Below are 20,967 nucleotides of genomic sequence, written 5' to 3'. Positions count from 1 at the left end.
CTCTCCGATGGAGGTCCTCGTACCGTTTTCGACCGACCGCCCGAAGTCCCGACTCTCTGCAATCCTCGATTCGGCCGAGCGCGCGGCGTTCGCCCGGACCATGCTTGCGGACGTGCTCGACACGGTCGTCGCGGCCGGGGGCGACCCGCGCGTCCTCGCGACCGGACCGATCGACCCCGCGATCGACTGCCCGGTCGAGATCGACGACCGGCCGCTGACGCGCGCGGTGAACGCGGCGCTGTCGGACCGGCGCGCGGCCGCCGACAGGCCGGTCGGGATCGTCATGGCCGACCTCGCTATCGCGACCCCGTCCGCGCTCGGCGACCTGTTCGACGCGGTCGAGCGGTCTGTGGACGTCTCGATAGCTCCCGGTCGGGGAGGCGGGACGAACGCGCTCGCGGTCGATCACGACGAGTTTCGCGTCGACTACCACGGTGCGTCCTACCGCGACCACCGACGGATCGCGGACGAGGTCGACGCCACCGTCGGCGTGATAGACTCCCATCGGTTGGCGACCGACATAGACGAGCCCGCGGACCTGGCGGAGGTGCTGATCCACGGCGACGGCGCGGCCGCTGCGTGGCTCCGCGACGCCGGGATCGACCTCGCCGACGACGGCGGACGAGTCGGCGTCGCGCGCGTCGAAGACGGGAACGACGCGTCGATCCGGGACCGCGATCCTTTTTGAGCCCCGAGCGCGACTCACGGCTGTGTTCACGGCGGCAGACGAGTACAACATCGACATATCGCCCGACTCGGCCCGCGTCGAGCGGCTGCTGTCGGTGTCGCCGGCCGACGTTGATCCCGCCGAGCGGCTCACCTTCGCCCGGAACGTGTTCGTGCCCCTGACGACCGCGTGTCGATACACCTGCACCTACTGCACCTACTACGACGTGCCCGGCGAGGCGTCGCTTCTGTCCCCCGAGGATGTTCGCGAGCGGTGTCGTGTGGGCGCTGACGCCGGGTGCACGGAGGCGCTTTTCACTTTTGGCGACGACCCGGACAGCCGATACACGGAGATCCACGAGCAGTTGGACGAGTGGGGGTTCGACTCGGTCCACGACTACCTCTACCGCGCCTGCGAGATCGCCTTGGAGGAAGGACTCCTCCCGCACTCGAATCCCGGGGATCTCACGGAGGCGCAGTTCGCCGATCTGCGCGCGGTGAACGCCTCCATGGGCGTCATGCTGGAGACGACGGCCGACGTCGACGCGCACAGCGGCGGCCGCCGAAAGACGCCAGGACAGCGGCTCAACACCATCCGCGCGGCGGGCCGGCAGGGCGTTCCGTTCACCACGGGGATTCTCGTCGGCATCGGTGAGGACTGGCGAGATCGCGCGGAGAGCCTGCTCGCCATTCGCGAGCTCCACGAACGACACGGCCACGTACAGGAGGTGATAGTACAGAACGTCGTGCCGAACGAGCGCTCGGACTTCCCCAAGCCGGACCTGTCGACGATGCGCCGAGCCGTCGCGATGGCGCGGGCGGCGCTTCCTCCGGCCGTCTCCGTGCAGGTACCACCCAACCTCTCGCCCGCGGCCGATCTCGTCGACTGCGGGATCGACGACCTGGGAGGCGTCTCACCGGTCACGGACGACTACATCAACCCCGAGTACGCGTGGCCGGACCTCGACGGGCTTCGCGCGGTGGCCGACGCCGGGGGAATGCCGCTTCGCGAGCGCCTTCCGACGCATCCCCCGTATCTCCCGGACGGCGTCAGACCCGCCGGAGTCGAGCCCGCCCCCGAACCGACGGGCCGCGACGACTGGCTCCCTCCCGCGATCCGTTCCCGAATTCATCGAGACGACGTACACGGCCGCCGACTCCGCGGCGTCGCGCGCGGCGACGGACCGCTCGCGATCCGCAGCGACTGACCGCCGGCGGCGCACACCGAAAATAAACAACCGCGGAGCCAGTAGCTTCTTTATATACTCTTCCGAATAGGGGGGTGATGGTACCACTCCAGTTCGGACTGACGGGATTGACGGCGACGCTCGTCGAAATCCTCTTTACGGCGTTCCTGTTCGTCGCGGGTTTCCTCGCCGTGCTGCTGATCGGTAAGGTCGTCGCGATTCCCGCGATCGAGCGGACGCTCCGCTCCCGCGAGTTCGACGAGGCCGTGTTGAGCCTCGGTTCGAGCGTCGCGAACGCGGTCGTCTGGGTCGCCGCGGTCGCGATCGGGTTCACGATCGCGGGCTACGGCGCGTTCCTCTCCGCGTTTGCCGTCTTCGGCGGCGCGCTCGCGCTCGCCGTCGGCTTCGCCGCCCAAGATCTGATCGGCAACTTCGTCGCCGGCGTGTTCATCCTGAAGGACAAGCCGTTCGAGGTCGGCGACTGGATCGAGTGGAACGGCAACAGCGGACGCGTCGAGGATATCGACCTGCGCGTCTCGCGGGTCCGGACGTTCGACAACGAGCGGATCACGGTGCCGAACGGCGACCTCGCGAACAACGCGGTCACGAACCCGGTCGCCTACGAGACGCTTCGGCAGAAGTTCGTCTTCGGTATCGGCTACGACGACGATATCGACGAGGCGACGGACATCATCGTCGACGAGGCGGCGGCACACGACGAGATCCTTGCGGATCCCGCACCCTCTGTCCGCCTGACCGAACTGGGCGATTCGGCGGTCGGACTGCAGGCGCGGATCTGGATCGCCGACCCCGACCGCGGCGACTTCGTCCGCGTGCGATCGGAGTACGTCACAGCGGTGAAAGAGGCGTTCGACGACGCCGGCATCGACATGCCGTACGTTCACCGCCAGCTCACCGGTAGCGTCGAAGTCGTCGAGGCGGTCGCAGACGACGAGTAGCGCGAATCGTTCGGCGGTCGAACCGCGTGCCGACCGCCGCTTCGCCGCCGACGGAATCACTTTTCAGCCACCACTCGAAAGTACCACCGATGAATCCCACCGAGTGGCGGACGTATCTCGTGACGCAATCGAGTCGATCGGCCGGCCGCGACACCGAGGCGATAGTCGAGGCGGCGATCGACGGCGGCGTCGACGCCGTGCAACTCCGCGAGAAGGGTCGGTCGGCACACGACAGATACGACCTCGGCCGGCGGCTCCGCGAGCTCACGGCGGCGGCGTCGGTGCCGCTGCTCGTCAACGACCGGATCGACCTCGCGGCGGCGATCGACGCAGACGGCGTCCACCTCGGGCAGTCGGATCTCCCGATCGAGGTCGCCCGCGAGCAACTCGGCTCCGACGCCATCGTCGGCTGTTCGGCGTCGACGGTCGCGGAGGCCGAGGCGGCGCAGGCGGCGGGCGCGGACTACCTCGGCGTCGGCGCGGTGTACGGAACGGTGTCGAAGGACGTCCCCGAGCAGAAGGACGGGATCGGGGCGGAGTCGGTGGCGGCGATCGCGGACGCGGTCGACATCCCCGTCTTCGGGATCGGCGGCATAACCGCCAACAACGCGAGGCCCGTGATCGAGGCGGGCGCGACCGGAACGGCGGTTATCTCCGCGATCACCGCCGCGGACGACCCGGCGGCCGCGACCGCGGCGCTCGGCGAGGTGATCGCCGATGCCCGGTGATCCGATCGACGCCGAACGCGTCCGCGCGACGCTGTCTGCCGTCCGAACGTCGGCACCGCTCGTCCACCATCTCACCAACGAGGTGACGACGAGCGAGACGGCGAACGTCACGCTCCACTGGGGAGGCCTTCCCGTGATGGCCAACGCCCCGGCGGAAGCGGGCGACATGGCCGCCGGTGCCGATGCGGTCGTGATCAACACGGGAACGGCCTCCGTGACGGACGTCGACGCTATGATCGACGCCGGGAGCCGCGCGAACGAGAACGGCGTCCCGGTCGTGCTCGATCCGGTCGGCTACGGGGCGACTCCGCACCGCGTCGAATCGGTCGCTCGACTCCTCGACGCGGTCGCGTTCGACGTGATCAAAGGTAACGTCGGCGAGATCCGCGGACTCGCGGGCGAGGAGGCGACCGTCAGAGGCGTCGAATCGGTCGGCGAGAGCGACGGAGCCGCCTCGGCGGCGCGGGCGCTCGCCGCGGAGACGGGAGCGGTCGTCGTCGCGTCCGGTCCGACCGACGTCGTCGCTGACGACGGAGCGGCCTCCGAGTTGGCGGTCGGCCACGAGCGAATGGGATCGTTCGTCGGGTCGGGCTGCATGCTCGCGAGCACGCTCGGAACGACGACCGCGGTGGCAGACGCGTCCGACTCGCCGGTCACCTCGACGCGGGAGGCCGCGCTCGTCGCGTGTGCGGCCTACGGGCTCGCCGGCGAGCGTGCCGCCGCGTCGGAGCCCGCCGGACCGGCGAGCTATCGGACAGCGTTCATGGACGCGGTCGCGTCGCTGGCGGACGACCCCCTCGACGCCGACGTCGAGTCTCGCTTGTCACGGGTGTGATGCGCTGAGGGCGACGTGCTGATACCGGCTTGGCTGGCGGGCAGCGAGGGCGAACAGGCGGTGCGTGCGGCGGACGGTCACGACGACCGTTCGCTCCGCGCGGGACCGCACCGCACACCCGCGTTCCCCCGCGCGGCAACTGGCGGTGACACGAGCGGGCTGGCTGCGGCACCGGTGATAAGCTAGCGGGTCGCGGCCTTCCACTCGCGGAGTCCAAGTCGGTCGCCGTCAAGGTCGTCGGCGGGAGCCTCGGTGGCGGCCCAGACGAACAGCGGCGCGACGCTCTCGGGGTCGCGAGCGCGCTCTTTGCCGGTGAGGTCGGTGGCGACGAGGCCCGGATCGACGACGCCGACCGTCGCGTCGAGGTCGGCCGCGAACCCGCGCGCGACCGCCTCGGCAGCGGCCTTCGAAACCGCGTACGCGCCCATGCCCGGGGTCGAGTCGTTCGCGACGGACCCCGACGGGACGACGACTCTGGCGTCCGCAGCGAGGTGCGGGACCGCCTCCCTGATCGTCGCGAACACGCCGCGGGCGTTCGTCCGCATCGTGTCGTCGTAGTCGGCGTACGACAGGTCGTCCACCGGTTTCTCGCCCGGCGCGCCGTGGAGGACTGCCGCGTTCGCGAACACCACGTCGATCGCGCCCGCCTCGCGGGCGGTTCGCTCGAAGAAGCGTTCGAGGTCGAACTCGTCGCGGACGTCGGCACGGGCTCCCCAGGCGGTGCCGGCGGGGTCGCGCTCGTCCTCTGCGTCTGTCGACTCGGTTCCGTTCAGCGCCGCGACAGTCCGATCGACCGCGTCACCGTCGCGCCCGGAGACGGCGACGAACGCGCCCGCGTCGACGAACGCCTCGGCGACCGCCCGCCCGATACCGCTCGTTGCGCCGGTGACCGCGACCGTCGTATCCATGTGGGTACCGATAGGGGCGTCGGCGACTTAGGCGTACTCACTCGTTCGGGTGGCGAGGCCGAAGTCGATCCGCGACGCGCCCGTCTGGCCGGTCTTTATACTTCGGCCGAGCGTACCACTGTCTATGGACGTGGCCCCGGATATCGACGCCGTGGCCGACGAGTCCGTCGTCGTGATCGGCGGCGGATTCGGCGGCCTCTCGACCGCGTGTTACCTCGCCGACGCCGGCGCGGACGTGACCCTCTTAGAGAAGACCGAACAGCTCGGCGGCCGCGCGAGCCGGCTCGAAGCCGACGGCTTCCGGTTCGACATGGGGCCGTCGTGGTACCTCATGCCGGACGTCTTCGAGCGCTTTTTCGGCCACTTCGGTCGCTCGCCGGCGGAGTTCTATGAGCTGGAGCGGCTCGACCCGCACTACCGCGTGTTCTGGAAGGACGGAGATCGGGTCGACGTGCTCCCGGACCGAGCGGCGAACAGGCAGCTGTTCGAGGAGTACGAGCCCGGCGCGGGCGAGGCGTTCGACGCGTATCTCGAGGAGGCGGAACGTACCTACGAGATCGGGATGGAGCACTTCGTGTACGAGGACCGCCCGCGGCTGCGAGACTACGTCGACAAAGACGTGCTCCGGTACTCGTGGGGACTCTCGCTTTTAGGCAAGATGCAGGGACACGTCGAGAGCTACTTCGATCACCCCAAGCTCCAGCAGCTGATGCAGTACACGCTCGTCTTCCTCGGCGGATCGCCGCACAACACTCCGGCGCTGTACAACCTGATGAGCCACGTCGATTACAACATGGGCGTCTACTACCCGGAGGGCGGGATCGGCGCGGTCGTCGACGGGATAGTCGAACTCGGCTCGGACCTCGGCGTGGAGTACGTCACCGACGCCGAGGTGACGGGGATCGAGGGTCGCCGGGGCGCGTTCGCGGTCGACACCGTCGGCGGCGACCGACACCTCGCGGATCTGGTCGTCTCCGACGCCGACTACGCACACACCGAGCAGGAGCTGCTCCCGAAACACAAACGGCAGTACAGCGAGGCGTACTGGGAGTCGCGGACGTACGCCCCCTCCGCGTTCCTCCTGTATCTCGGCGTCGAGGGGGACGTGCCCGAACTCGCGCACCATACGCTCGTGTTGCCGACGGACTGGGACGAGCACTTCGCGCAGATATTCGACGACCCGTCGTGGCCGGACGACCCCGCTTACTACCTGTGCGTGCCTTCGAAGACCGACGATACGGTCGCGCCCGACGGGCACAGCAACCTCTTCGCGCTCGTGCCGATCGCGCCGGGGTTAGAAGACACTCCCGAGCTTCGCGAGGAGTACCGCGACCTCGTGTTAGACGACGTCGCGGCGAACACCGACACCGACCTGCGCGACCGGATCGCCTTCGAGGAGACGTTCTGCGTCGACGACTTCGCCGACCGGTACAACAGCTATCAGGGGAGCGCGCTCGGGCTTGCACACACCCTGCGACAGACCTCGCTGCTCCGGCCGCCGCACCGCTCCGAGACGGTCGACGGGCTCTACTTCACCGGATCGACGACGACGCCGGGGATCGGGGTCCCGATGTGTCTCATCAGCGGCCAACTGACCGCGGAGTCGATCTCGGACTCGATCTGAGCGTGGGTGATTCCGTGACCGACGCCGACGCATCGCCGGGCACCGAAAGATCACGCGGGGGGATCGGGACCCTCCTCCGCTACCTGCTGGTGTTGTCGCGCCCGCGCTTCTGGCTGTACCTCGCCGGTCCCGTCGCGGTGGGTGTCACCTACGGTATCGGCGACGTGAGCGGACTGTTCACGCCGACCACAGTCGCGCTCGCGGCCTACTTCCTCGTGCCCGCGAACGTCTACCTCTACGGCGTCAACGATGCATTCGACGCCGACATCGACGAGCTGAATCCGAAGAAGGACGACCGCGAGGCGCGCTGGCGGGGGTCCCGCACCGTCGCGCTCGCGGTGGTCGCGGCGGGTGTTATCGGCCTCGCGACGTTCGCGATCACTCCTCGGGCCGCGTGGCCGTACCTCGCGGGCTTCTTCGCGCTCGGCGCGGCCTACAGCGCGCCGCCGCTGCGGTTCAAGACCACGCCGTTCGCGGACTCCGTCTCGAACGGACTCTACGTCCTTCCCGGCGCGGCAGCGTACGCGACCGCCGCGGGGGCGCACCCGCCGCTCGCGGCGCTCGGCGGCGCGTGGCTCTGGACGATGGGAATGCACACGTTCTCCGCCATCCCCGACATCGAACCGGACCGGGCCGCGGGGATCCACACGACGGCGACGCTTTTGGGTGAGCGCCGGACGTACGCCTACTGTCTCGCCTGTTGGACCGTCGCCGCGGGCGCGTTCGCCGCCGTCGACTACCGGCTCGGTGCGCTGCTCGGCGTGTATCCGGTCTTCGTCGTCTGGGTCGCGACGTCGTCGGTCGCCGTCGACCGCGCGTACTGGTGGTTCCCGGCGCTGAACACGGTTATCGGGACGCTGCTCGCGATGGGCGGGCTCTGGCGCGTCTACCCGATCACGGAGGCGCTCGGATGAGCGACGAGAGCGGATCGGCCGCGAGCGACGCGGCCGCACCCGACGGCTCCGCTTCCTCGTCCGCGAGCGACGGGACCGCTCCCTCGACGTCGGCCGCCACCCGGACCGAAGCCGTCTGCGCCCGGCTCCCGGTCGCCCGCGGGGAGGAGGAGGCCCTCCTCGACCGGCTCGTCCGGGAGAACCGATTCACAATCGCCGTGGTGTTCCCGCTCGTCGGAGCGGTCGCGCTCGTCGGCAGCGCCGAGGGATGGGTACCCGATCCGCTCGCGTTCAACCCGTGGTTCGTGCTGTTCGGCGTGCTGGTGATGCGCTCGCCGCTCGTCGTCGGCGTGCTGCCGTCTATCGACCGTCGCGCGCTCGGCTGGGTCGGCGTCCTCGTCGCGTACACCTACGCGATCGAGTTCGTCGGCGTCGCGACCGGCTGGCCCTACGGGGGGTTCGCGTACACCGTGAGTCTCGGGCCGATGCTCGGCGGCGTGCCGCTCGCACTTCCCGTCTTCTTCATCCCGCTCGTGGTCAACGCGTACCTGCTCTGTCTGTTGTTGCTCGGGCCGCGGGCCGAGCACGGATGGCTCCGGCTCGCGACCGTGATCGCCGCCGTCGTCGCGATGGACGTGGTCCTCGACCCGGGCGCGGTCGCGCTCGGCTTCTGGGACTTTGGCGGCGGCGCGTTCTTCGGCGTGCCACTCTCGAACTACGCCGGCTGGGTGCTCTCCGCGACGGTCGCGGTCGTCACCCTCGACCGGGCGTTCGGTCTCAACGACCTCCGCGCCCGCCTGCGCGACTGCGAGTTCATGCTCGACGACATGGTGAGCTTCGTCATCCTCTGGGGCGGGATCAACCTCTTTTACGGGAACCTCGTCCCTGCCGCCGTCGCCGCCGCGTTCGGCATCGGTCTCGTCCGCGCGGATCGGTTCGACGCCCGGCTTTTCGTCCCGTGGACGTGAGCGCCTTCGCCTGACGCTCCGTGATCCGTTCCGCGTCGTCTGCCGCCGGCACTCGAAATTGCTTATATACCGCCCGCTCGTCGATCGATCCATGAGCGTTCGCGCGGCCGCCGTTCCCTTGACGGCGGCGGAGGAAGCGAGATGAGCCGCCTCGCCATCGAGTACGGATCACACGACCGGGTCAGGGAGATACTCGATCGCCTGACCTACTGTACGGAGCACGTCAGCCGGTCGTTCGACGGCTGGGACGAGCCCCACGCCAAAGGCCCCGGGTTGTATTTCGCCGTCGTCGCGGACCGCGAGTACGGCGCGTACGCCGACGCGATGGGCGACAACCGCTGGCCCCGAGACAGGTGCCGGTCCGTCTTCGAGGAGGACGAGTTCGTCGACGCGGCGGAGGCCGTGAGCCTCGAACAAGACGGCGGTATCGTCGTCGCCGCCGACGGCGAGATCGAGTCGCAGATGGTGCGGTTCCGCGATCTGGGGACCCGGAGCGGTGAGTCGGACCTCGTCGATGACGTGAGCTACGAGCCGTGGATGGGGTCCAGACACATGAGTGCGATCGAGACATCGGTCCGACCGGAGGTCGTCGCGACAGTCACGCTGAGCGAGGAGACGGGGCGCGTGAGCATCTTCCGCGACGGCGACGCGGAATCGATGGAGCGCGACGAACTGGGCCGACCGTGGCGCGTCGACTGACGGGGCTTCGTTCCGCCGGGCGGCAGGCGGATCTCCCCCGCACCGCTCGGCCGCCGACCTCGGCGAAAACGCACGCTTACGACGGGGTTTTACCGTCGGGTTTCCTACCATGCCATATGATGACACAGATCGGGTCAGGGCGGGCGATCCCGGATACCGTCCCCGCCGCGGGCAGTAGCGCCAACAGGCTTATTCCCGAACCGGGTGCAGTTACTGGTATCTCCCGCGAGGAAGCATGAACGAAGTTCAACTCGAAGTGGCGAAGGCGTACCCGAACGACTCGGGGCGCGGCATCGCCCGACTCGACCCCGACACGCTGTTGCACCTGAAGCTCTCGCCCGGCGACATCATCGAGATCGAGGGCGCGGAGACGACCGCCGCGAAGGTGTGGCGCGCCGACCGACAGGACTGGAACACGGACACGGTCCGCGTCGACGGGTTCACGCGACAGAACGCCGACGTGGGTATCGGCGAGCGCGTCACGATCCGGAAGGCGGAGGCCGAGAAGGCCGACAAGCTCGTCTTGGCCCCGCCGGAGGAGGCGTCGGTCCAGTTCGGCTCCGATGCCGCCGGCATGGTGAAGCGGCAGATCCTCAAGCGGCCGGTCGTCGAGCGCGACATCGTCCCCGTGATGTCCTCGACGAACCACCCGTTCATGCGGTCGCCGGGACAGGCGATTCCGCTCATCGCGGTCGAGACGGAGCCCAAGGGCGTCTGTCTCATCACCGAGGACACCGAGGTCGAACTGCGCGAGGAGCCGATCTCCGGGTTCGAGAAGACCGGCGGCGGGATCACCTACGAGGACATCGGCGGGCTCCAGTCGGAGATCCAGCGGGTCCGAGAGATGGTCGAACTCCCGATGAAACACCCGCAGATCTTCTCGAAGCTGGGGATCGAGCCGCCGCAGGGCGTCCTGCTGCACGGCCCGCCGGGCACCGGAAAGACGCTCTTGGCGAAGGCCGTCGCCAACGAGACGTCGGCGTCGTTCTTCTCGATCGCCGGCCCCGAGATCATCTCGAAGTACTACGGCGAGTCCGAACAGCAGCTCCGCGAGATCTTCGAGGACGCCAAAGAGGAGAGTCCCAGCATCATCTTCATCGACGAGCTCGACTCGATCGCACCCAAACGCGAGGACGTCACCGGCGAGGTCGAGCGCCGCGTCGTCGCCCAGCTGTTGACGATGATGGACGGGTTGGAGACGCGCGGACAGGTGATCGTCATCGGCGCGACGAACCGCGTCGACAGCGTCGATCCGGCGCTCCGTCGTCCGGGGCGATTCGACCGCGAGATCGAGATCGGCGTCCCCGACGAGGTGGGCCGCAAGGAGATCCTCCAGATCCACACCCGCGGGATGCCGCTGTCCGACGACGTGAGCTTGGACCACCTCGCCGACGAGACGCATGGCTTCGTGGGAGCCGACATCGAGAGCCTCACCAAGGAGGCGGCGATGAAGGCGCTGCGCCGGTACCTCCCCGAGATCGACTTGGACGAAGAGGAGGTGCCGCCGAGCCTGATCGACCGGATGATAGTCAAGCGCGACGACTTCTCGGGCGCCCTCAACGAGGTCGAGCCCTCGGCGATGCGCGAGGTGCTCGTCGAGCTGCCGAAGATCTCGTGGGACAACGTCGGCGGGCTCTCCGAGGCCAAACAGCAGGTGAAAGAGTCGGTGGAGTGGCCGCTCTCCTCTCCGGAGAAGTTCGACCGGATGGGCGTCGACGCGCCGAAGGGCGTCCTCCTGTACGGCCCGCCGGGCACCGGAAAGACGCTGATGGCGAAGGCCGTCGCCAACGAGACGAACGCGAACTTCATCTCGGTGCGGGGTCCACAGCTGCTCTCGAAGTGGGTCGGCGAGTCGGAGAAGGCGATCAGACAGACCTTCCGCAAGGCCCGGCAGGTGAGTCCGACCATCATCTTCTTCGACGAGCTCGACAGCCTCGCGCCGTCGCGCGGACAGGAGATGGGCAACAACGTCTCAGAGCGTGTCGTCAACCAGCTCCTTACCGAACTCGACGGGTTAGAGGACATGGGCGACGTGATGGTGATCGGCGCGACCAATCGCCCCGACATGATCGACCCCGCGCTCCTCCGATCCGGTCGGTTCGACCGCCTCGTGATGATCGGCCAGCCGGACCAGGAGGGCCGCGAGCAGATCCTCGACATCCACACCGAGAACACGCCGCTCGCGCCCGACGTGAGTCTCCGCGAGATCGCGGAGATCACGGACGGCTACGTCGGCTCGGATCTAGAGGGGATCGCCCGTGAGGCCGCCATCGAAGCCCTGCGAGACGCCGACGACGCCGAGGAGGTCGAGATGAAACACTTCCGGCGCGCGATGGAGTCGGTGCGGCCCACGATCAACGAGGACATCCTCGCGTACTACGAGGAGGTCGAACAGCAGTTCAAGGGCGGCGGCGGCGAGTCGCTCCGCGACACCGGCGGTCGGATCGGCTTCCAGTAGCGGTCCGTCTCACTCGGGGGTATTGCCTCGGGTCGCGGCCGTCGATCCGCTGGCGGAACCGGTCGCGTGGCGGTCGCCGAACGCTCTACAGATAAGCGAGGCGAGTGTCTCGGGGCTTGACCCCGAGGCGGTTCACTCGTCGTCCGTGTCACACACGCCGAGCGGGAGCGATTCCGTCGCCGCGTCGTCGGCGTCGAGCCCCTCGTAGGCGTCGTCGATGAGTCTGGCGAGCTGGGCCTCTGGAGTCACGCCGCGGGCGGCGGCGAGCGCCGTGAGCCGCTCGTACTGCTCGGACGGGACGGACACCGTACTATCGTTCATATGCGAACTGGATGTCGGAGCTACAAAAGCGTTGTTCGGGGGGACCCGCGCCGCTCTGGTCCCTCCTGTGGATCCGGCTACCGGCCGAGATCGGCGTGTGCCGACGACAGGTGTCGCGAGCCGAGCGCCGCGAGCAGCGAGAGCTCGCCGGCGAGCGCACAGACCGCGATCGCCTCCGCGAGCGCGTCGCCGTTGCTCCCGGCCGGATCGCCGCCGCCGCGCACTCCCAGGATATCCAGCCCGGCCGCCTGCGTCGGGAGCGTCGTGCCGCCGCCGACGGTGCCCACTTCGAGACTCGCTATCGACACCGACGCGTAGAGGTCGCCGTCGGCCGTCGTCTCGGCGGTGGTGATCGCGTTCGCGCCCTCGACGACCTGCGCCTCGTCTTGTCCCGTCGCGAGGAACATCGCCGCCACCGCGTTGGCGACGTGGGCGTTGAAGCCGAGTGAGCCGGCCTTCGCGGATCCGACGAGGTTCTTCCGCGTGTTGATCTCCGCGATGGCCTCCGGTGTGGTGTGGAGCCGATCCTCGACTATCTCGCGGGGCACCTCCACGTCGGCCGTGACGGAGCGCCCGCGCCCCTCGACGGCGTTGACCGCGGCGGGTTTTTTGTCCGAACAGAGGTTCCCGGAGAGCGCGACGAGCGACGCGTCGGTCTCGTCTTCGATCCGGTCGCAGGCCTCGCGCGTCGCGATCGTCGCCATGTTCATCCCCATCGCGTCTTTCGTGTCGTAGCGGAACCGCAGGAAGACGTTGTTGCCGACGACGTACGGCGTCACGTCGAGGAGTTCGCCGTGGCTCGTCGTCGACTCGGCCGCCTCGCGGAGGACGTCCTCGCTGTCGCGGACCCACTCGACGAGCGCCTCAGCCTCGGCGACGTCGCGGACGCGGAACACCGGTGCGCGCGTCATACCGCTTTTCGTCACGCGGGCGGTCGCACCGCCGGCGTCGGTGACGACGGAGCAGCCGCGGTTGATCGAGGCGACCAGGGCTCCTTCGGTCGTCGCGAGCGGGAGGTACCGCTCGCCGGAGAGCGCGCCGCCGTCGATCGCCACCGGGCCGGCGACACCCATCGGTATCTGCACCGCCCCGATCATGTTCTCGATGTTCGAGCCGTGCGCGTCGGCCGCGTCGAAGGCGTACTCGCCGAGTGCGTCGACGTCGGCGTCGGCCGTCTCCGCGACCAGTCGCCGGCGGGCGGCCGCGGCGGTGTCGGCGTCGGCGTGCTCTTCGATCTCGTGAAACCGCACGTCGCCGTCGCGGACGCGATCCGCGAGCGACGCCGGCGAAGGGTCCGTCATGGACGACCCTCCTCGCGGCGTATGCTAATGGGTATCGGTTCGGCGGGATCGCCGGGCGGGCCTCCTACCGGCTCACGAACTCGGAAAGCCGCTCTCGTATCGAGTCGCTGCCGAGCTTGAGGTAGTAGGCGTCGCCGCCGTCCTCGTAGTAGTTGTCGATCCGCCGGACGACCTCGAAGCCGAGGTGCTCGTAGAACCCGAGCGCGGTGTCGTTCGTCGTGCGGGCGTGGCAGGTGACGGAGCGGTGTTCCGCGGCGACGTCGGCGACGAGGCGTTCCGCGTGGCCCTGGCCGCGGTAGTCCGGATTGACCGCGAGAAAGAGCACGTAGCCGTCGCGGCGGACGGAGGCGAACGCGACGAGCGTGTTCCGCTCGATGAGAAGGTGAGTCGTGGACCGCCGGTAGGCGTCGACGAAGAAGCCTCGACGCTGTCGTAGAACGCCCTCGTCGGCGCGGATCCGCTCTTTGAGGTCCCACGCGGCCGAGGCGTACTCGGTCTCGCCGGGCGGATCCGTCCGCTTCTCTACGGTGACGCTCACTGCACGCATCTAACAGTCCTGTGGGATATAACTCCACCGCCACCGGGGCACCTCGCGGCGGTCAGCGCCCCCGACAGAACTGTTTTGTCGCGGTCAATCGTGGTGACGCGTATGTTCGATGAGTCGCCGGCGGCCGTCGACCGCGGTTCGACGGACGCGGTAGAGAAGAGCAGTGACGCCGCGGCGGAACAGGATAGTGACGACGGGACAGGCCCAACGGACGCGACCGAGAGCCCCGACCGATGACGTATGCGCTTCGCGACCACACCGCAGACGTCGCCGTCGAGGCGACCGGAGAGACGCTCTCGGAGCTGTTCGCGGCCGTCGCGGACGGGCTCACGGCCGCGAGCTGCGAGTCGGTCCCGACGACAGGCGATCGGTTCGCGTTCACCGTCCGAGCCGAGCGGCCCGAGGCGCTGTTGTTCGATTACCTCGACCGGCTGATATACGAGCGAGACGTGCGGGCCGTGTTGCCGGCCGACCACCGGTGTTCGGTCTCCGGATCCCGAACGACGACGGCCGATACGACGACGTCCGACACGACGACGGCCGATACGACGGCGGTCGATACGACGGCGGCCGAGGGAGCCGACGGCCGCGATGACGACGCGTGGACGGTCGACGCCTCCGCCCGCGGCGTCCCCCTCGACGACGTGACGGCCCGCGAGATCAAGGCGGTCACGTACTCCGAGATGACGCTCGAACGACGCGACGGCGAGTGGTACGCGTACGTCGTCTTCGACGTCTGACGGTCTGTCTCAACTGCGGGCGGCCGCTTCCCCCGACGCTCGTGGCGGCTCCGTCTCTCCGCGCCGCGTCGCCGGGTCTGTACCCTATCGTTTTCGCCGTTCGGCCATTTTTCCCCGCAGAGCCCGCTCGGAATGGTACGACCCCGTCTCGTTCGTTCGGTGGCGGCCATCGCCGCGGCGCGCGTCGGACGACTCCACGGGCGAAGGTGAAGGAGCGGTCAGCGTTCGCCCGCCGGACGACTGACGCGGCGCTCCTCGCCGATCGGGTGAGTACTGACCGCGTGACGACCGGTCACAGAGGACCGCCCGCGGGACGTAACGCTATTCCCCCGTCCCGGCGAACGCCGGCGTATGACAACCCGCGAGATCGACGGGATCCGACTGGAGAAGGTGCGCGAGCACGTCTGGGAGATCCCGCGCGAGGGCGGCATGAACGTCCCCGCCCGCGTCCTCGCCAGCGAGGCGCTCTTAGAGGAGATCGGCGAAGACGACACCCTCGAACAGCTGCGGAACGCGACCCACCTCCCGGGCATGGCCGAGCCGGCACTCTGTATGCCGGACGGCCACCAGGGGTACGGGTTCCCGGTCGGCGGCGTCGGCGCGATCGACGCTCGGACCGGCTGTATCTCGCCCGGCGCGGTCGGCTACGACATCAACTGCGGCGTCCGGATGGTGCGGACGAATCTCACGTACGACGACCTCCGCGGACGCGAGGCGGAGCTCGTCGACGCCCTATTCGAGGCGATCCCCTCCGGTCTCGGCGGTGGCGGCGTGGTAGACGGCACTGCGGACGCCATCGACGGGGCCTTAGAGCGCGGCGTCGAGTGGGCGGTCGACGAGGGGTACGGGATCGAAAGCGACCTCGCGCGCTGTGAGGACGAGGGACGACGCCCGGACGCCCGCCCCGAATACGTCACGCAGAAGGCGAAAGACCGCGGCCGCAACCAGCTCGGCTCGCTCGGCTCCGGGAACCACTTCCTCGAAGTGCAGCGCGTCACGGACGTGTTCCGCGAGGACGTCGCCGAAGCGTACGGGCTCGAAGAAGACGGGATCGTCGTCCTGATCCACTGCGGGAGCCGCGGGCTCGGACACCAGACCTGCAACGACTACCTCCGCCGGATCGAAAAGGAACACGCAGACCTCCTCGATGAGCTTCCAGACAAGGAACTCGCCGCCGCGCCCGCCGGCTCCGAACTTGCCGAGGAGTACTACGGCGCGATGGGCGCGTGTATCAACTTCGCGTGGGTGAACCGACAACTCATCACCCATCAGGCCCGCAAGACGTTCGGCGAGGTGTTCGACGCCGACCCAATCGACGACCTCGGCATGGAGCTCCTGTACGATGTGGCACACAACATCGCCAAAAAAGAGACTCACGAGGTCGGCGTCGACGCCGACGGGCAGCCCGCGGTCGGCGACGCGGCAGTCGACCGCGCGGAGCGCGAACTGTACGTCCACCGGAAGGGCGCGACGCGGGCGTTCCCCGCCGGCAACGAGGACGTGCCCGCGGCGTACCGCGACGTCGGCCAACCCGTCATCATCCCCGGGAGCATGGGCGCGGGCTCGTACGTGCTCCGCGGCGGCGACCGGTCGATGGCGGTCTCGTTTGGATCGACCGCCCACGGCGCGGGCCGTCTGATGAGCCGGACGCAGGCGAAACAGGAGTTCTGGGGCGGCGACGTCCAGTCGGATCTCGAAGCCGACCAGCAGATATACGTAAAAGCGCAGTCGGGGGCGACGATCGCGGAGGAGGCACCGGGCGTCTACAAGGACATCGACGAGGTGATCCGCGTCAGCGACGACCTCGGGATCGGCGACAAGGTCGCGCGGACGTTCCCCGTCTGTAACATCAAGGGATGAGTCAGTAGGTCACTCGCCGCCCGCACCCGTGCGGTCACCGCTGGCGTTCCGTCGCCCGACCGAACCCGTGCGGTGTCACCGCTCGCGCTCGGCCGCTCGCCCGAGGTGCGCCTCGACCGCCTCGACCTTGCGGTCCGCGCCCTCGTCGCTCGTTCGCTTGTCGTCCACTTTCAACACCGTGGAGACGCGGTCGCCGTCGACGGCGTCGTGCGCCGCCGCCGCGGCCGCGAACAGCGTGTCGGCGTCCTCGGCCTCGATCACCGTCCCCATCGGGTTCGTCTCGTAGCTCACGTCGAACGCGTCGAGCGCGTCGACGGCCTTCGCGACCTCTTCGGCCATGCTCTCTTCTATCACCGGCGCGACGCTCAACAGCGCGATGACGGTCATACGCGGCGCTCCGTGTCGCTCTTACTTAAAACACGCCGCGGAGGAACGACAGCTGGTGGCCGATCGCGGGCTCGAAGTCGTCGCTGAGCACGGAGAAGTGGTCGGCGGGCATCGAGACGACGGTCCCGCGAGAGAGCGTCTCGCCCGCGTCCGCGACCGTCTCGCGCTCGACGATCGGGTCGTCGGTACCGGCCACGAGGAGCGTCGGCGCGCGGATCTCCGAGAGCCGCTCGACCGGGCGATAGCTCGCGACGCGGAGCAGCGACCGCGCCGGCGTCTCGTTTCGCCACTGCGAGTCGCGGTCGACCAGATCGAGGTACCCCCGCTTCGTTCCCGGCTCCGTGATCGCCGCGAGGTCGGCGTCGTCGCCGACGATCGGGACCGTGCGTCCCCGTCCCAATCGGGTCCCGATCAGGTCGCGGACGCCGGCGACGCCCGCGCGAAGCAGGTATCGCGCGCCGCGTCGGCGAGCGATCGCGCGCCCGTCGAGCATCGGGACGACTCCGATCACGGCGTCGACGTCGGTGCGGTCGGCGGCAAGCGTGAGGGCGTGTGCGGCCGACAGCGACGTACCCCAGAGAATCAGCCTCCGGCCGACGGCGTCGACCCGGCGCGCCCGATCGATCGCCGCCGCGTAGTCGGCGCGCTGTGCCGCGGGCGAGACCGCCTGTGAGTCTCCGTCGGACGCGCCGAATCCGCGGTAATCGAAACACAGCGCGGCGTAGCCGGCGTCCGCGAACCGCTCCGCGACCGCGGGATAGCCGAAGTTCCGCTCTGCGCCTAGTCCCGGTGCCAACACGACGACGGGCGGATCGTCCGGGTCGCCGGCGGGGAGATACAGCGTGCCCCGGCACGTCTCCCCGTCGACGTCGAAGGCGACCTCGCGGGTGGCGAACCGTTCCCGCGGCGGACGCCGGAGTCGGCGCTGCGCGCGGTTGATCGGGTTTCGGCGCGTCACTGTCCGTCTCCCTGCCCGGCTTCCGCCGATTCGTGTTCGTCGTCGCCGTCCGCGTGCGTCAGCGTCTCCAGTACCCGCGTCGAAAACTCGGTCTCCGATATCTCGTACGCGATGAGCGCGTCGAACCACTCCGCCTCGGCGCGCCACGTTCCAAGGACGTCGCCTGGCGAGCGGATCACGGTGCCGTCAACCGTGACTGGGTCCCACGCGTCGGCTTCCGCGCGATCGATGAGCGCGTTGAGTGCCCGACCGATCTCTCCGTGGTGGACCTCGCGGCCGGGAAACGCCGTCATGTACGTCAACACCAGCGGGTCGCCCCCGTCGATGCGCTCGACGTTGATCCCGTAGCTCCGGAGCGCGGACTCCACGTCGTCCGTCCGGTCGTCGTCGGTCATACAGGACCGTCGGTCGGCCGGGATAAATCGGTACCGGCGTGTGGTCGGTGAGCGCAAACCTCGGGGTCGACCGACTGAAAGCCGCGGACGGGGAAGCCGCCGAGAGGCGGCTATCGATTCTGTCAGAGGCACACGATTTCCCGTGCGGCCGGGTGAAGATATCTCTCGAAAATATATAAACGCTCTGGCGAATTATCAGAATCTGATCGACTGTCACCGTGACCCCGCGTGTCGCCGTTTTTCCTGTCGCAGTCGCCATTCTTCTCTGTCGCGGTCACCATTCGTTATTCTTCTCCGTCGCGGTCACCATTTATCACCATCGCGGAACAGGATCCGATATGCTTCCGAGGGTGACCACGGCGCTGGCGCGTTCGACAGACGTCACTGGCACCCTCATCGTCGGTGGCCTGTTGACGCTCTCGACGTGGATCGCCTTTCCGATCTGGCTCGTTGCGACGCTCGCCGTCCCGCCGGTGGCCGTCGCCGGTCCGCTCGTGCTCACGCCGGCGCTCGTGGTTCGCGGCTACTTCGTCCGGATCCTCGCCGACGCGATCGAGAACGGAAACGCCGACGGCGCGGCGTCGTTCGTCGCGTGGAACGACCTCTACCGCGACGGCGTCAGGTCGCTGCTGGTGAGCGCGGTCCTCCTCGCGCCGCTCGCCGTGCTGCTCGCGACGGCGACGGTCGTGACCGCCGTCTTGCGGTCCGCGTCCACCGATTTACGACCGATCACCGTCGCGATCGAGGGCGCACTCGGGCCGAGCGCGATCACCGCGGCCGCGGCGACCGCGGTCGGACTCCTCGGCGTCCTCACCGCTGTGTACCTGCTCGCGTACGCGTACGTCAAACCGGCCGCACTCGCCGGGTTCGCCGTCTCCGGCCGACTCCGCGACGGCCTTCACCCGAGCCGGATCGTCCGCGTCGCCGGGTCGAGTCGCTACGCGGCGGCGTGGGTCGTCGCGGCAGCGACGCTCGTCGCCGGATACGCGCTCGCCGGTCCCCTCGTGTTGATCGTGATCGGCAGCGTGGTGGTCTTCGCCGTCCGAGCGATCGCCCACGGCGTGTACGGCCGCGGCGCGCGAGACGCGCTGTCTGGAGCCGCGGTCGAGCCTGCCGGTGTCACACGCGTCGGCACCGGGGACGACGCCCGTCCGTTCCCCGAAGTCGCTGCGCGCGGCGCATCCGCAGTCGCCGGGGGAAACGACCGATCGACGCAGTCGCTTGGCGACGGTGGCTCGCGGTCGCGCCGAGCCGAGGCCTCCCCTGCCGTCCAGTCCGGGCGGACCGTCCCGATCCGCCGCCGAGAATCCCCCGATAGACCGGATCCACGAGACGAGGGTGAGGCGGACGACGCCGGCTTCGAGTGGGTCTCTGCGGACCCTCTGAGCGGTGGCAAAGACAAGAGTTGATACAAGCCCGGACGAACGGGCGGCCATGCGAATCTCCGATCGGGGCTACGGCGAGGAGGGGCGCGAGCGGCTCACCCTCGTTCCCGAGAACGTCGACGACCTCTGGCATCTGGCACACGTCTTAGAGCCCGGTGACCACGTCGAGGGCGACACCACCCGCCGGATCCAGCGGAACGACGACCAGATGCGCGACACTGGCGGACAACGCGAGCACATCTTCGTGACGCTCGAAGTCGAAGACGTCGAGTTCGCTCGGTTCGCCAACCGGCTTCGGGTCTCGGGCATCATCGTCGCCTGCTCGCGCGAGGACCAGCTCAACGCCCATCACACGCTCAACGTCGAGGAACACGACGAAATCACGGTGGAAAAGCACTTCAAGCCAGACCAGACCGAGCGGCTGGAGGAGGCCACGGAGGCCGCGGAAAACCCCGATGTGGCCATCGCGACCGTCGAAGAGGGGGCCGCGTACGTCCACACCGTCCAGCAGTACGGCACCGAGGAGTACGCCTCGTTCACCAAGCCCACGGGGAAAGGCGACTACTCCCGCCCGCGAGAGGAGCTGTTCGCCGACCTCGCTGACGCGCTCGCTCACCTCGACGCAGACGCCGTGATCCTCGCCGGTCCGGGGTTCACGAAGACGGACGCGCTCGACTACATCGAAGAGGAGTACCGGGATTTGACGGACCGGATCACCACGGTCGACACCTCCGCCGCGGGCGACCGCGGCGTCCACGAGGTGCTCAAACGCGGCGCGGTCGACGAGGTGCAAAAGGAGACGCGGATCTCAAAGGAGGCGAACCTCATCGACGACCTCACCGCCGAGATCGCCACGGGCGCGAAGGCGACCTACGGTCCGGAGGACGTGGCCGAGGCCGCCGACTTCGGCGCGATCGAGACGCTCCTCGTCGTCGACGACCGGCTCCGAACGGAGCGGCAGAGTGAGGGTGACTGGGATATCGACGTCAACGACGTCATCGAATCGGTCGAACAACAGGGCGGCGACGTGGTCGTCTTCTCCTCCGAGTTCGCGCCCGGCGAGCAGCTCGCGAACCTCGGCGGAATCGCCGCGATCTTGCGATATCGGCTCCAGTAGCGTGCCGACCCGTCGTCGCGCCGAACTGACG

General features: G+C 68.8%; 23 protein-coding genes. 16 read left to right on the top strand and 7 right to left on the bottom strand.

The window, feature by feature from the left end; all coding sequences use genetic code 11:
* The first annotated feature begins 7 nt into the window (after nt 1–7).
* The 5 genes from cofC to thiM all read left to right on the top strand — a co-directional run bounded on the left by cofC (nt 8) and on the right by thiM (nt 4,375).
* A complete protein-coding gene (gene cofC, locus EP28_RS07225; RefSeq protein ID WP_049983317.1) occupies nt 8–688 on the top strand; it encodes a 2-phospho-L-lactate guanylyltransferase in 681 nt (226 codons plus the stop codon).
* Nucleotides 689–710: 22 nt separating this feature from the next.
* Nucleotides 711–1,874, top strand: coding sequence for a 7,8-didemethyl-8-hydroxy-5-deazariboflavin synthase subunit CofG (gene cofG / locus EP28_RS07220; protein WP_049983316.1), 1,164 nt, complete (start codon nt 711–713; stop codon nt 1,872–1,874).
* A 77-nt stretch (nt 1,875–1,951) separates the two neighbouring features.
* A complete protein-coding gene (locus EP28_RS07215; RefSeq protein WP_049983315.1) occupies nt 1,952–2,812 on the top strand; it encodes a mechanosensitive ion channel family protein in 861 nt (286 codons plus the stop codon).
* An 89-nt stretch (nt 2,813–2,901) separates the two neighbouring features.
* Entirely contained in the window at nt 2,902–3,540 is a 639-nt protein-coding gene (gene thiE, locus EP28_RS07210) for a thiamine phosphate synthase (RefSeq protein ID WP_049983314.1), read from the top strand.
* Nucleotides 3,530–4,375 (top strand): hydroxyethylthiazole kinase, encoded by an 846-nt coding sequence (gene thiM / locus EP28_RS07205; protein WP_049983313.1) that lies wholly within the window; start codon nt 3,530–3,532, stop codon nt 4,373–4,375. The genes thiE and thiM overlap by 11 nt, the downstream gene beginning before the upstream one ends.
* A 182-nt stretch (nt 4,376–4,557) precedes the next feature.
* Here thiM and EP28_RS07200 read toward each other — a convergent pair whose 3' ends face one another.
* Nucleotides 4,558–5,283 carry an SDR family oxidoreductase gene (locus EP28_RS07200; protein WP_049983312.1) on the bottom strand — a complete coding sequence of 242 codons (726 nt, stop codon included), beginning with the start codon at nt 5,281–5,283 and terminating at the stop codon, nt 4,558–4,560.
* A 124-nt stretch (nt 5,284–5,407) separates the two neighbouring features.
* Between EP28_RS07200 and EP28_RS07195 the strand changes: the two genes are divergently transcribed.
* The 6 genes from EP28_RS07195 to EP28_RS07175 all read left to right on the top strand — a co-directional run bounded on the left by EP28_RS07195 (nt 5,408) and on the right by EP28_RS07175 (nt 11,925).
* Nucleotides 5,408–6,907, top strand: coding sequence for a phytoene desaturase family protein (locus tag EP28_RS07195; protein WP_049983311.1), 1,500 nt, complete (start codon nt 5,408–5,410; stop codon nt 6,905–6,907).
* A 14-nt stretch (nt 6,908–6,921) separates the two neighbouring features.
* The gene (locus tag EP28_RS07190) at nt 6,922–7,821 is read left to right on the top strand and encodes a prenyltransferase (protein ID WP_049983629.1); all 900 of its coding nucleotides are present in this window, start codon (nt 6,922–6,924) and stop codon (nt 7,819–7,821) included.
* Entirely contained in the window at nt 7,818–8,768 is a 951-nt protein-coding gene (gene cruF / locus EP28_RS07185) for a bisanhydrobacterioruberin hydratase (protein WP_049983310.1), read from the top strand. The genes EP28_RS07190 and cruF overlap by 4 nt, the downstream gene beginning before the upstream one ends.
* Nucleotides 8,769–8,909: 141 nt before the next feature.
* Nucleotides 8,910–9,467 (top strand): diadenylate cyclase, encoded by a 558-nt coding sequence (locus EP28_RS07180; RefSeq protein WP_049983309.1) that lies wholly within the window; start codon nt 8,910–8,912, stop codon nt 9,465–9,467.
* Nucleotides 9,468–9,583: 116 nt separating this feature from the next.
* A complete protein-coding gene (locus EP28_RS14660) occupies nt 9,584–9,706 on the top strand; it encodes a hypothetical protein (protein ID WP_255358270.1) in 123 nt (40 codons plus the stop codon).
* Nucleotides 9,703–11,925, top strand: coding sequence for a CDC48 family AAA ATPase (locus EP28_RS07175; protein ID WP_049983308.1), 2,223 nt, complete (start codon nt 9,703–9,705; stop codon nt 11,923–11,925). The genes EP28_RS14660 and EP28_RS07175 overlap by 4 nt, the downstream gene beginning before the upstream one ends.
* Nucleotides 11,926–12,057: 132 nt before the next feature.
* Here the strand turns inward: EP28_RS07175 and EP28_RS07170 are convergent, their stop codons facing one another.
* The 3 genes from EP28_RS07170 to EP28_RS07160 form a co-directional block, all read right to left on the bottom strand.
* Nucleotides 12,058–12,246: a hypothetical protein gene (locus EP28_RS07170; RefSeq protein WP_049983307.1), complete on the bottom strand. Its 189-nt coding sequence runs from the start codon at nt 12,244–12,246 to the stop codon at nt 12,058–12,060.
* A gap of 77 nt (nt 12,247–12,323) precedes the next feature.
* Nucleotides 12,324–13,547: a hydroxymethylglutaryl-CoA reductase (NADPH) gene (hmgA, locus tag EP28_RS07165; RefSeq protein WP_049983306.1), complete on the bottom strand. Its 1,224-nt coding sequence runs from the start codon at nt 13,545–13,547 to the stop codon at nt 12,324–12,326.
* A 64-nt stretch (nt 13,548–13,611) separates the two neighbouring features.
* Nucleotides 13,612–14,085 carry a GNAT family N-acetyltransferase gene (locus EP28_RS07160; protein WP_049983305.1) on the bottom strand — a complete coding sequence of 158 codons (474 nt, stop codon included), beginning with the start codon at nt 14,083–14,085 and terminating at the stop codon, nt 13,612–13,614.
* A 111-nt stretch (nt 14,086–14,196) separates the two neighbouring features.
* On the opposite strand from EP28_RS07160, the gene EP28_RS14655 reads away from it, so the two are divergent.
* From EP28_RS14655 to EP28_RS07150, 3 genes are all read left to right on the top strand, one after another.
* Nucleotides 14,197–14,331: a hypothetical protein gene (locus tag EP28_RS14655; RefSeq protein ID WP_255358269.1), complete on the top strand. Its 135-nt coding sequence runs from the start codon at nt 14,197–14,199 to the stop codon at nt 14,329–14,331.
* Entirely contained in the window at nt 14,328–14,834 is a 507-nt protein-coding gene (locus EP28_RS07155) for an archease (protein ID WP_049983304.1), read from the top strand. The genes EP28_RS14655 and EP28_RS07155 overlap by 4 nt, the downstream gene beginning before the upstream one ends.
* Nucleotides 14,835–15,185: 351 nt before the next feature.
* Entirely contained in the window at nt 15,186–16,694 is a 1,509-nt protein-coding gene (locus EP28_RS07150; RefSeq protein ID WP_049983303.1) for an RtcB family protein, read from the top strand.
* A gap of 75 nt (nt 16,695–16,769) precedes the next feature.
* Here the strand turns inward: EP28_RS07150 and EP28_RS07145 are convergent, their stop codons facing one another.
* From EP28_RS07145 to EP28_RS07135, 3 genes are read right to left on the bottom strand one after another with little or no spacing between them, the layout of a single operon-like run.
* Nucleotides 16,770–17,081, bottom strand: coding sequence for an MTH1187 family thiamine-binding protein (locus tag EP28_RS07145; RefSeq protein ID WP_049983302.1), 312 nt, complete (start codon nt 17,079–17,081; stop codon nt 16,770–16,772).
* Nucleotides 17,082–17,106: 25 nt separating this feature from the next.
* Nucleotides 17,107–18,039 (bottom strand): alpha/beta hydrolase, encoded by a 933-nt coding sequence (locus tag EP28_RS07140; RefSeq protein ID WP_049983301.1) that lies wholly within the window; start codon nt 18,037–18,039, stop codon nt 17,107–17,109.
* Entirely contained in the window at nt 18,036–18,434 is a 399-nt protein-coding gene (locus EP28_RS07135; protein WP_049983300.1) for a DUF8159 domain-containing protein, read from the bottom strand. The genes EP28_RS07140 and EP28_RS07135 overlap by 4 nt, the downstream gene beginning before the upstream one ends.
* Before the next feature lie 338 nt (nt 18,435–18,772).
* Between EP28_RS07135 and EP28_RS07130 the strand changes: the two genes are divergently transcribed.
* On the top strand, nt 18,773–19,843 hold the full coding sequence (locus EP28_RS07130; protein WP_049983299.1) for a DUF4013 domain-containing protein: 1,071 nt from the start codon (nt 18,773–18,775) through the stop codon (nt 19,841–19,843).
* Nucleotides 19,844–19,868: 25 nt separating this feature from the next.
* Entirely contained in the window at nt 19,869–20,936 is a 1,068-nt protein-coding gene (locus tag EP28_RS07125; RefSeq protein WP_049983298.1) for an mRNA surveillance protein pelota, read from the top strand.
* Nucleotides 20,937–20,967 lie beyond the last annotated feature (31 nt).

The organism is Halorubrum sp. BV1, from assembly GCF_000746205.1.
GTDB lineage: Archaea > Halobacteriota > Halobacteria > Halobacteriales > Haloferacaceae > Halorubrum.
The sequence above is the reverse complement of the archived record's forward strand: the minus strand, read 5'-3'. Positions and strand labels throughout refer to the sequence as shown.

What these genes read in the sequence shown, in the direction of transcription:
- cofC (WP_049983317.1), top strand. Translation starts at nt 8, where the DNA reads ATGGAGGTCCTCGTACCGTTTTCGACCGACCGCCCGAAGTCCCGACTC.
- EP28_RS07215 (WP_049983315.1), top strand. Translation starts at nt 1,952, where the DNA reads ATGGTACCACTCCAGTTCGGACTGACGGGATTGACGGCGACGCTCGTC.
- thiE (WP_049983314.1), top strand. Translation starts at nt 2,902, where the DNA reads ATGAATCCCACCGAGTGGCGGACGTATCTCGTGACGCAATCGAGTCGA.
- thiM (WP_049983313.1), top strand. Translation starts at nt 3,530, where the DNA reads ATGCCCGGTGATCCGATCGACGCCGAACGCGTCCGCGCGACGCTGTCT.
- EP28_RS07200 (WP_049983312.1), bottom strand. Translation starts at nt 5,283, where the DNA reads ATGGATACGACGGTCGCGGTCACCGGCGCAACGAGCGGTATCGGGCGG.
- EP28_RS07195 (WP_049983311.1), top strand. Translation starts at nt 5,408, where the DNA reads ATGGACGTGGCCCCGGATATCGACGCCGTGGCCGACGAGTCCGTCGTC.
- cruF (WP_049983310.1), top strand. Translation starts at nt 7,818, where the DNA reads ATGAGCGACGAGAGCGGATCGGCCGCGAGCGACGCGGCCGCACCCGAC.
- EP28_RS07180 (WP_049983309.1), top strand. Translation starts at nt 8,910, where the DNA reads ATGAGCCGCCTCGCCATCGAGTACGGATCACACGACCGGGTCAGGGAG.
- EP28_RS14660 (WP_255358270.1), top strand. Translation starts at nt 9,584, where the DNA reads ATGATGACACAGATCGGGTCAGGGCGGGCGATCCCGGATACCGTCCCC.
- EP28_RS07175 (WP_049983308.1), top strand. Translation starts at nt 9,703, where the DNA reads ATGAACGAAGTTCAACTCGAAGTGGCGAAGGCGTACCCGAACGACTCG.
- EP28_RS07170 (WP_049983307.1), bottom strand. Translation starts at nt 12,246, where the DNA reads ATGAACGATAGTACGGTGTCCGTCCCGTCCGAGCAGTACGAGCGGCTC.
- hmgA (WP_049983306.1), bottom strand. Translation starts at nt 13,547, where the DNA reads ATGACGGACCCTTCGCCGGCGTCGCTCGCGGATCGCGTCCGCGACGGC.
- EP28_RS14655 (WP_255358269.1), top strand. Translation starts at nt 14,197, where the DNA reads ATGTTCGATGAGTCGCCGGCGGCCGTCGACCGCGGTTCGACGGACGCG.
- EP28_RS07155 (WP_049983304.1), top strand. Translation starts at nt 14,328, where the DNA reads ATGACGTATGCGCTTCGCGACCACACCGCAGACGTCGCCGTCGAGGCG.
- EP28_RS07150 (WP_049983303.1), top strand. Translation starts at nt 15,186, where the DNA reads ATGACAACCCGCGAGATCGACGGGATCCGACTGGAGAAGGTGCGCGAG.
- EP28_RS07145 (WP_049983302.1), bottom strand. Translation starts at nt 17,081, where the DNA reads ATGACCGTCATCGCGCTGTTGAGCGTCGCGCCGGTGATAGAAGAGAGC.
- EP28_RS07135 (WP_049983300.1), bottom strand. Translation starts at nt 18,434, where the DNA reads ATGACCGACGACGACCGGACGGACGACGTGGAGTCCGCGCTCCGGAGC.
- EP28_RS07130 (WP_049983299.1), top strand. Translation starts at nt 18,773, where the DNA reads ATGCTTCCGAGGGTGACCACGGCGCTGGCGCGTTCGACAGACGTCACT.
- EP28_RS07125 (WP_049983298.1), top strand. Translation starts at nt 19,869, where the DNA reads ATGCGAATCTCCGATCGGGGCTACGGCGAGGAGGGGCGCGAGCGGCTC.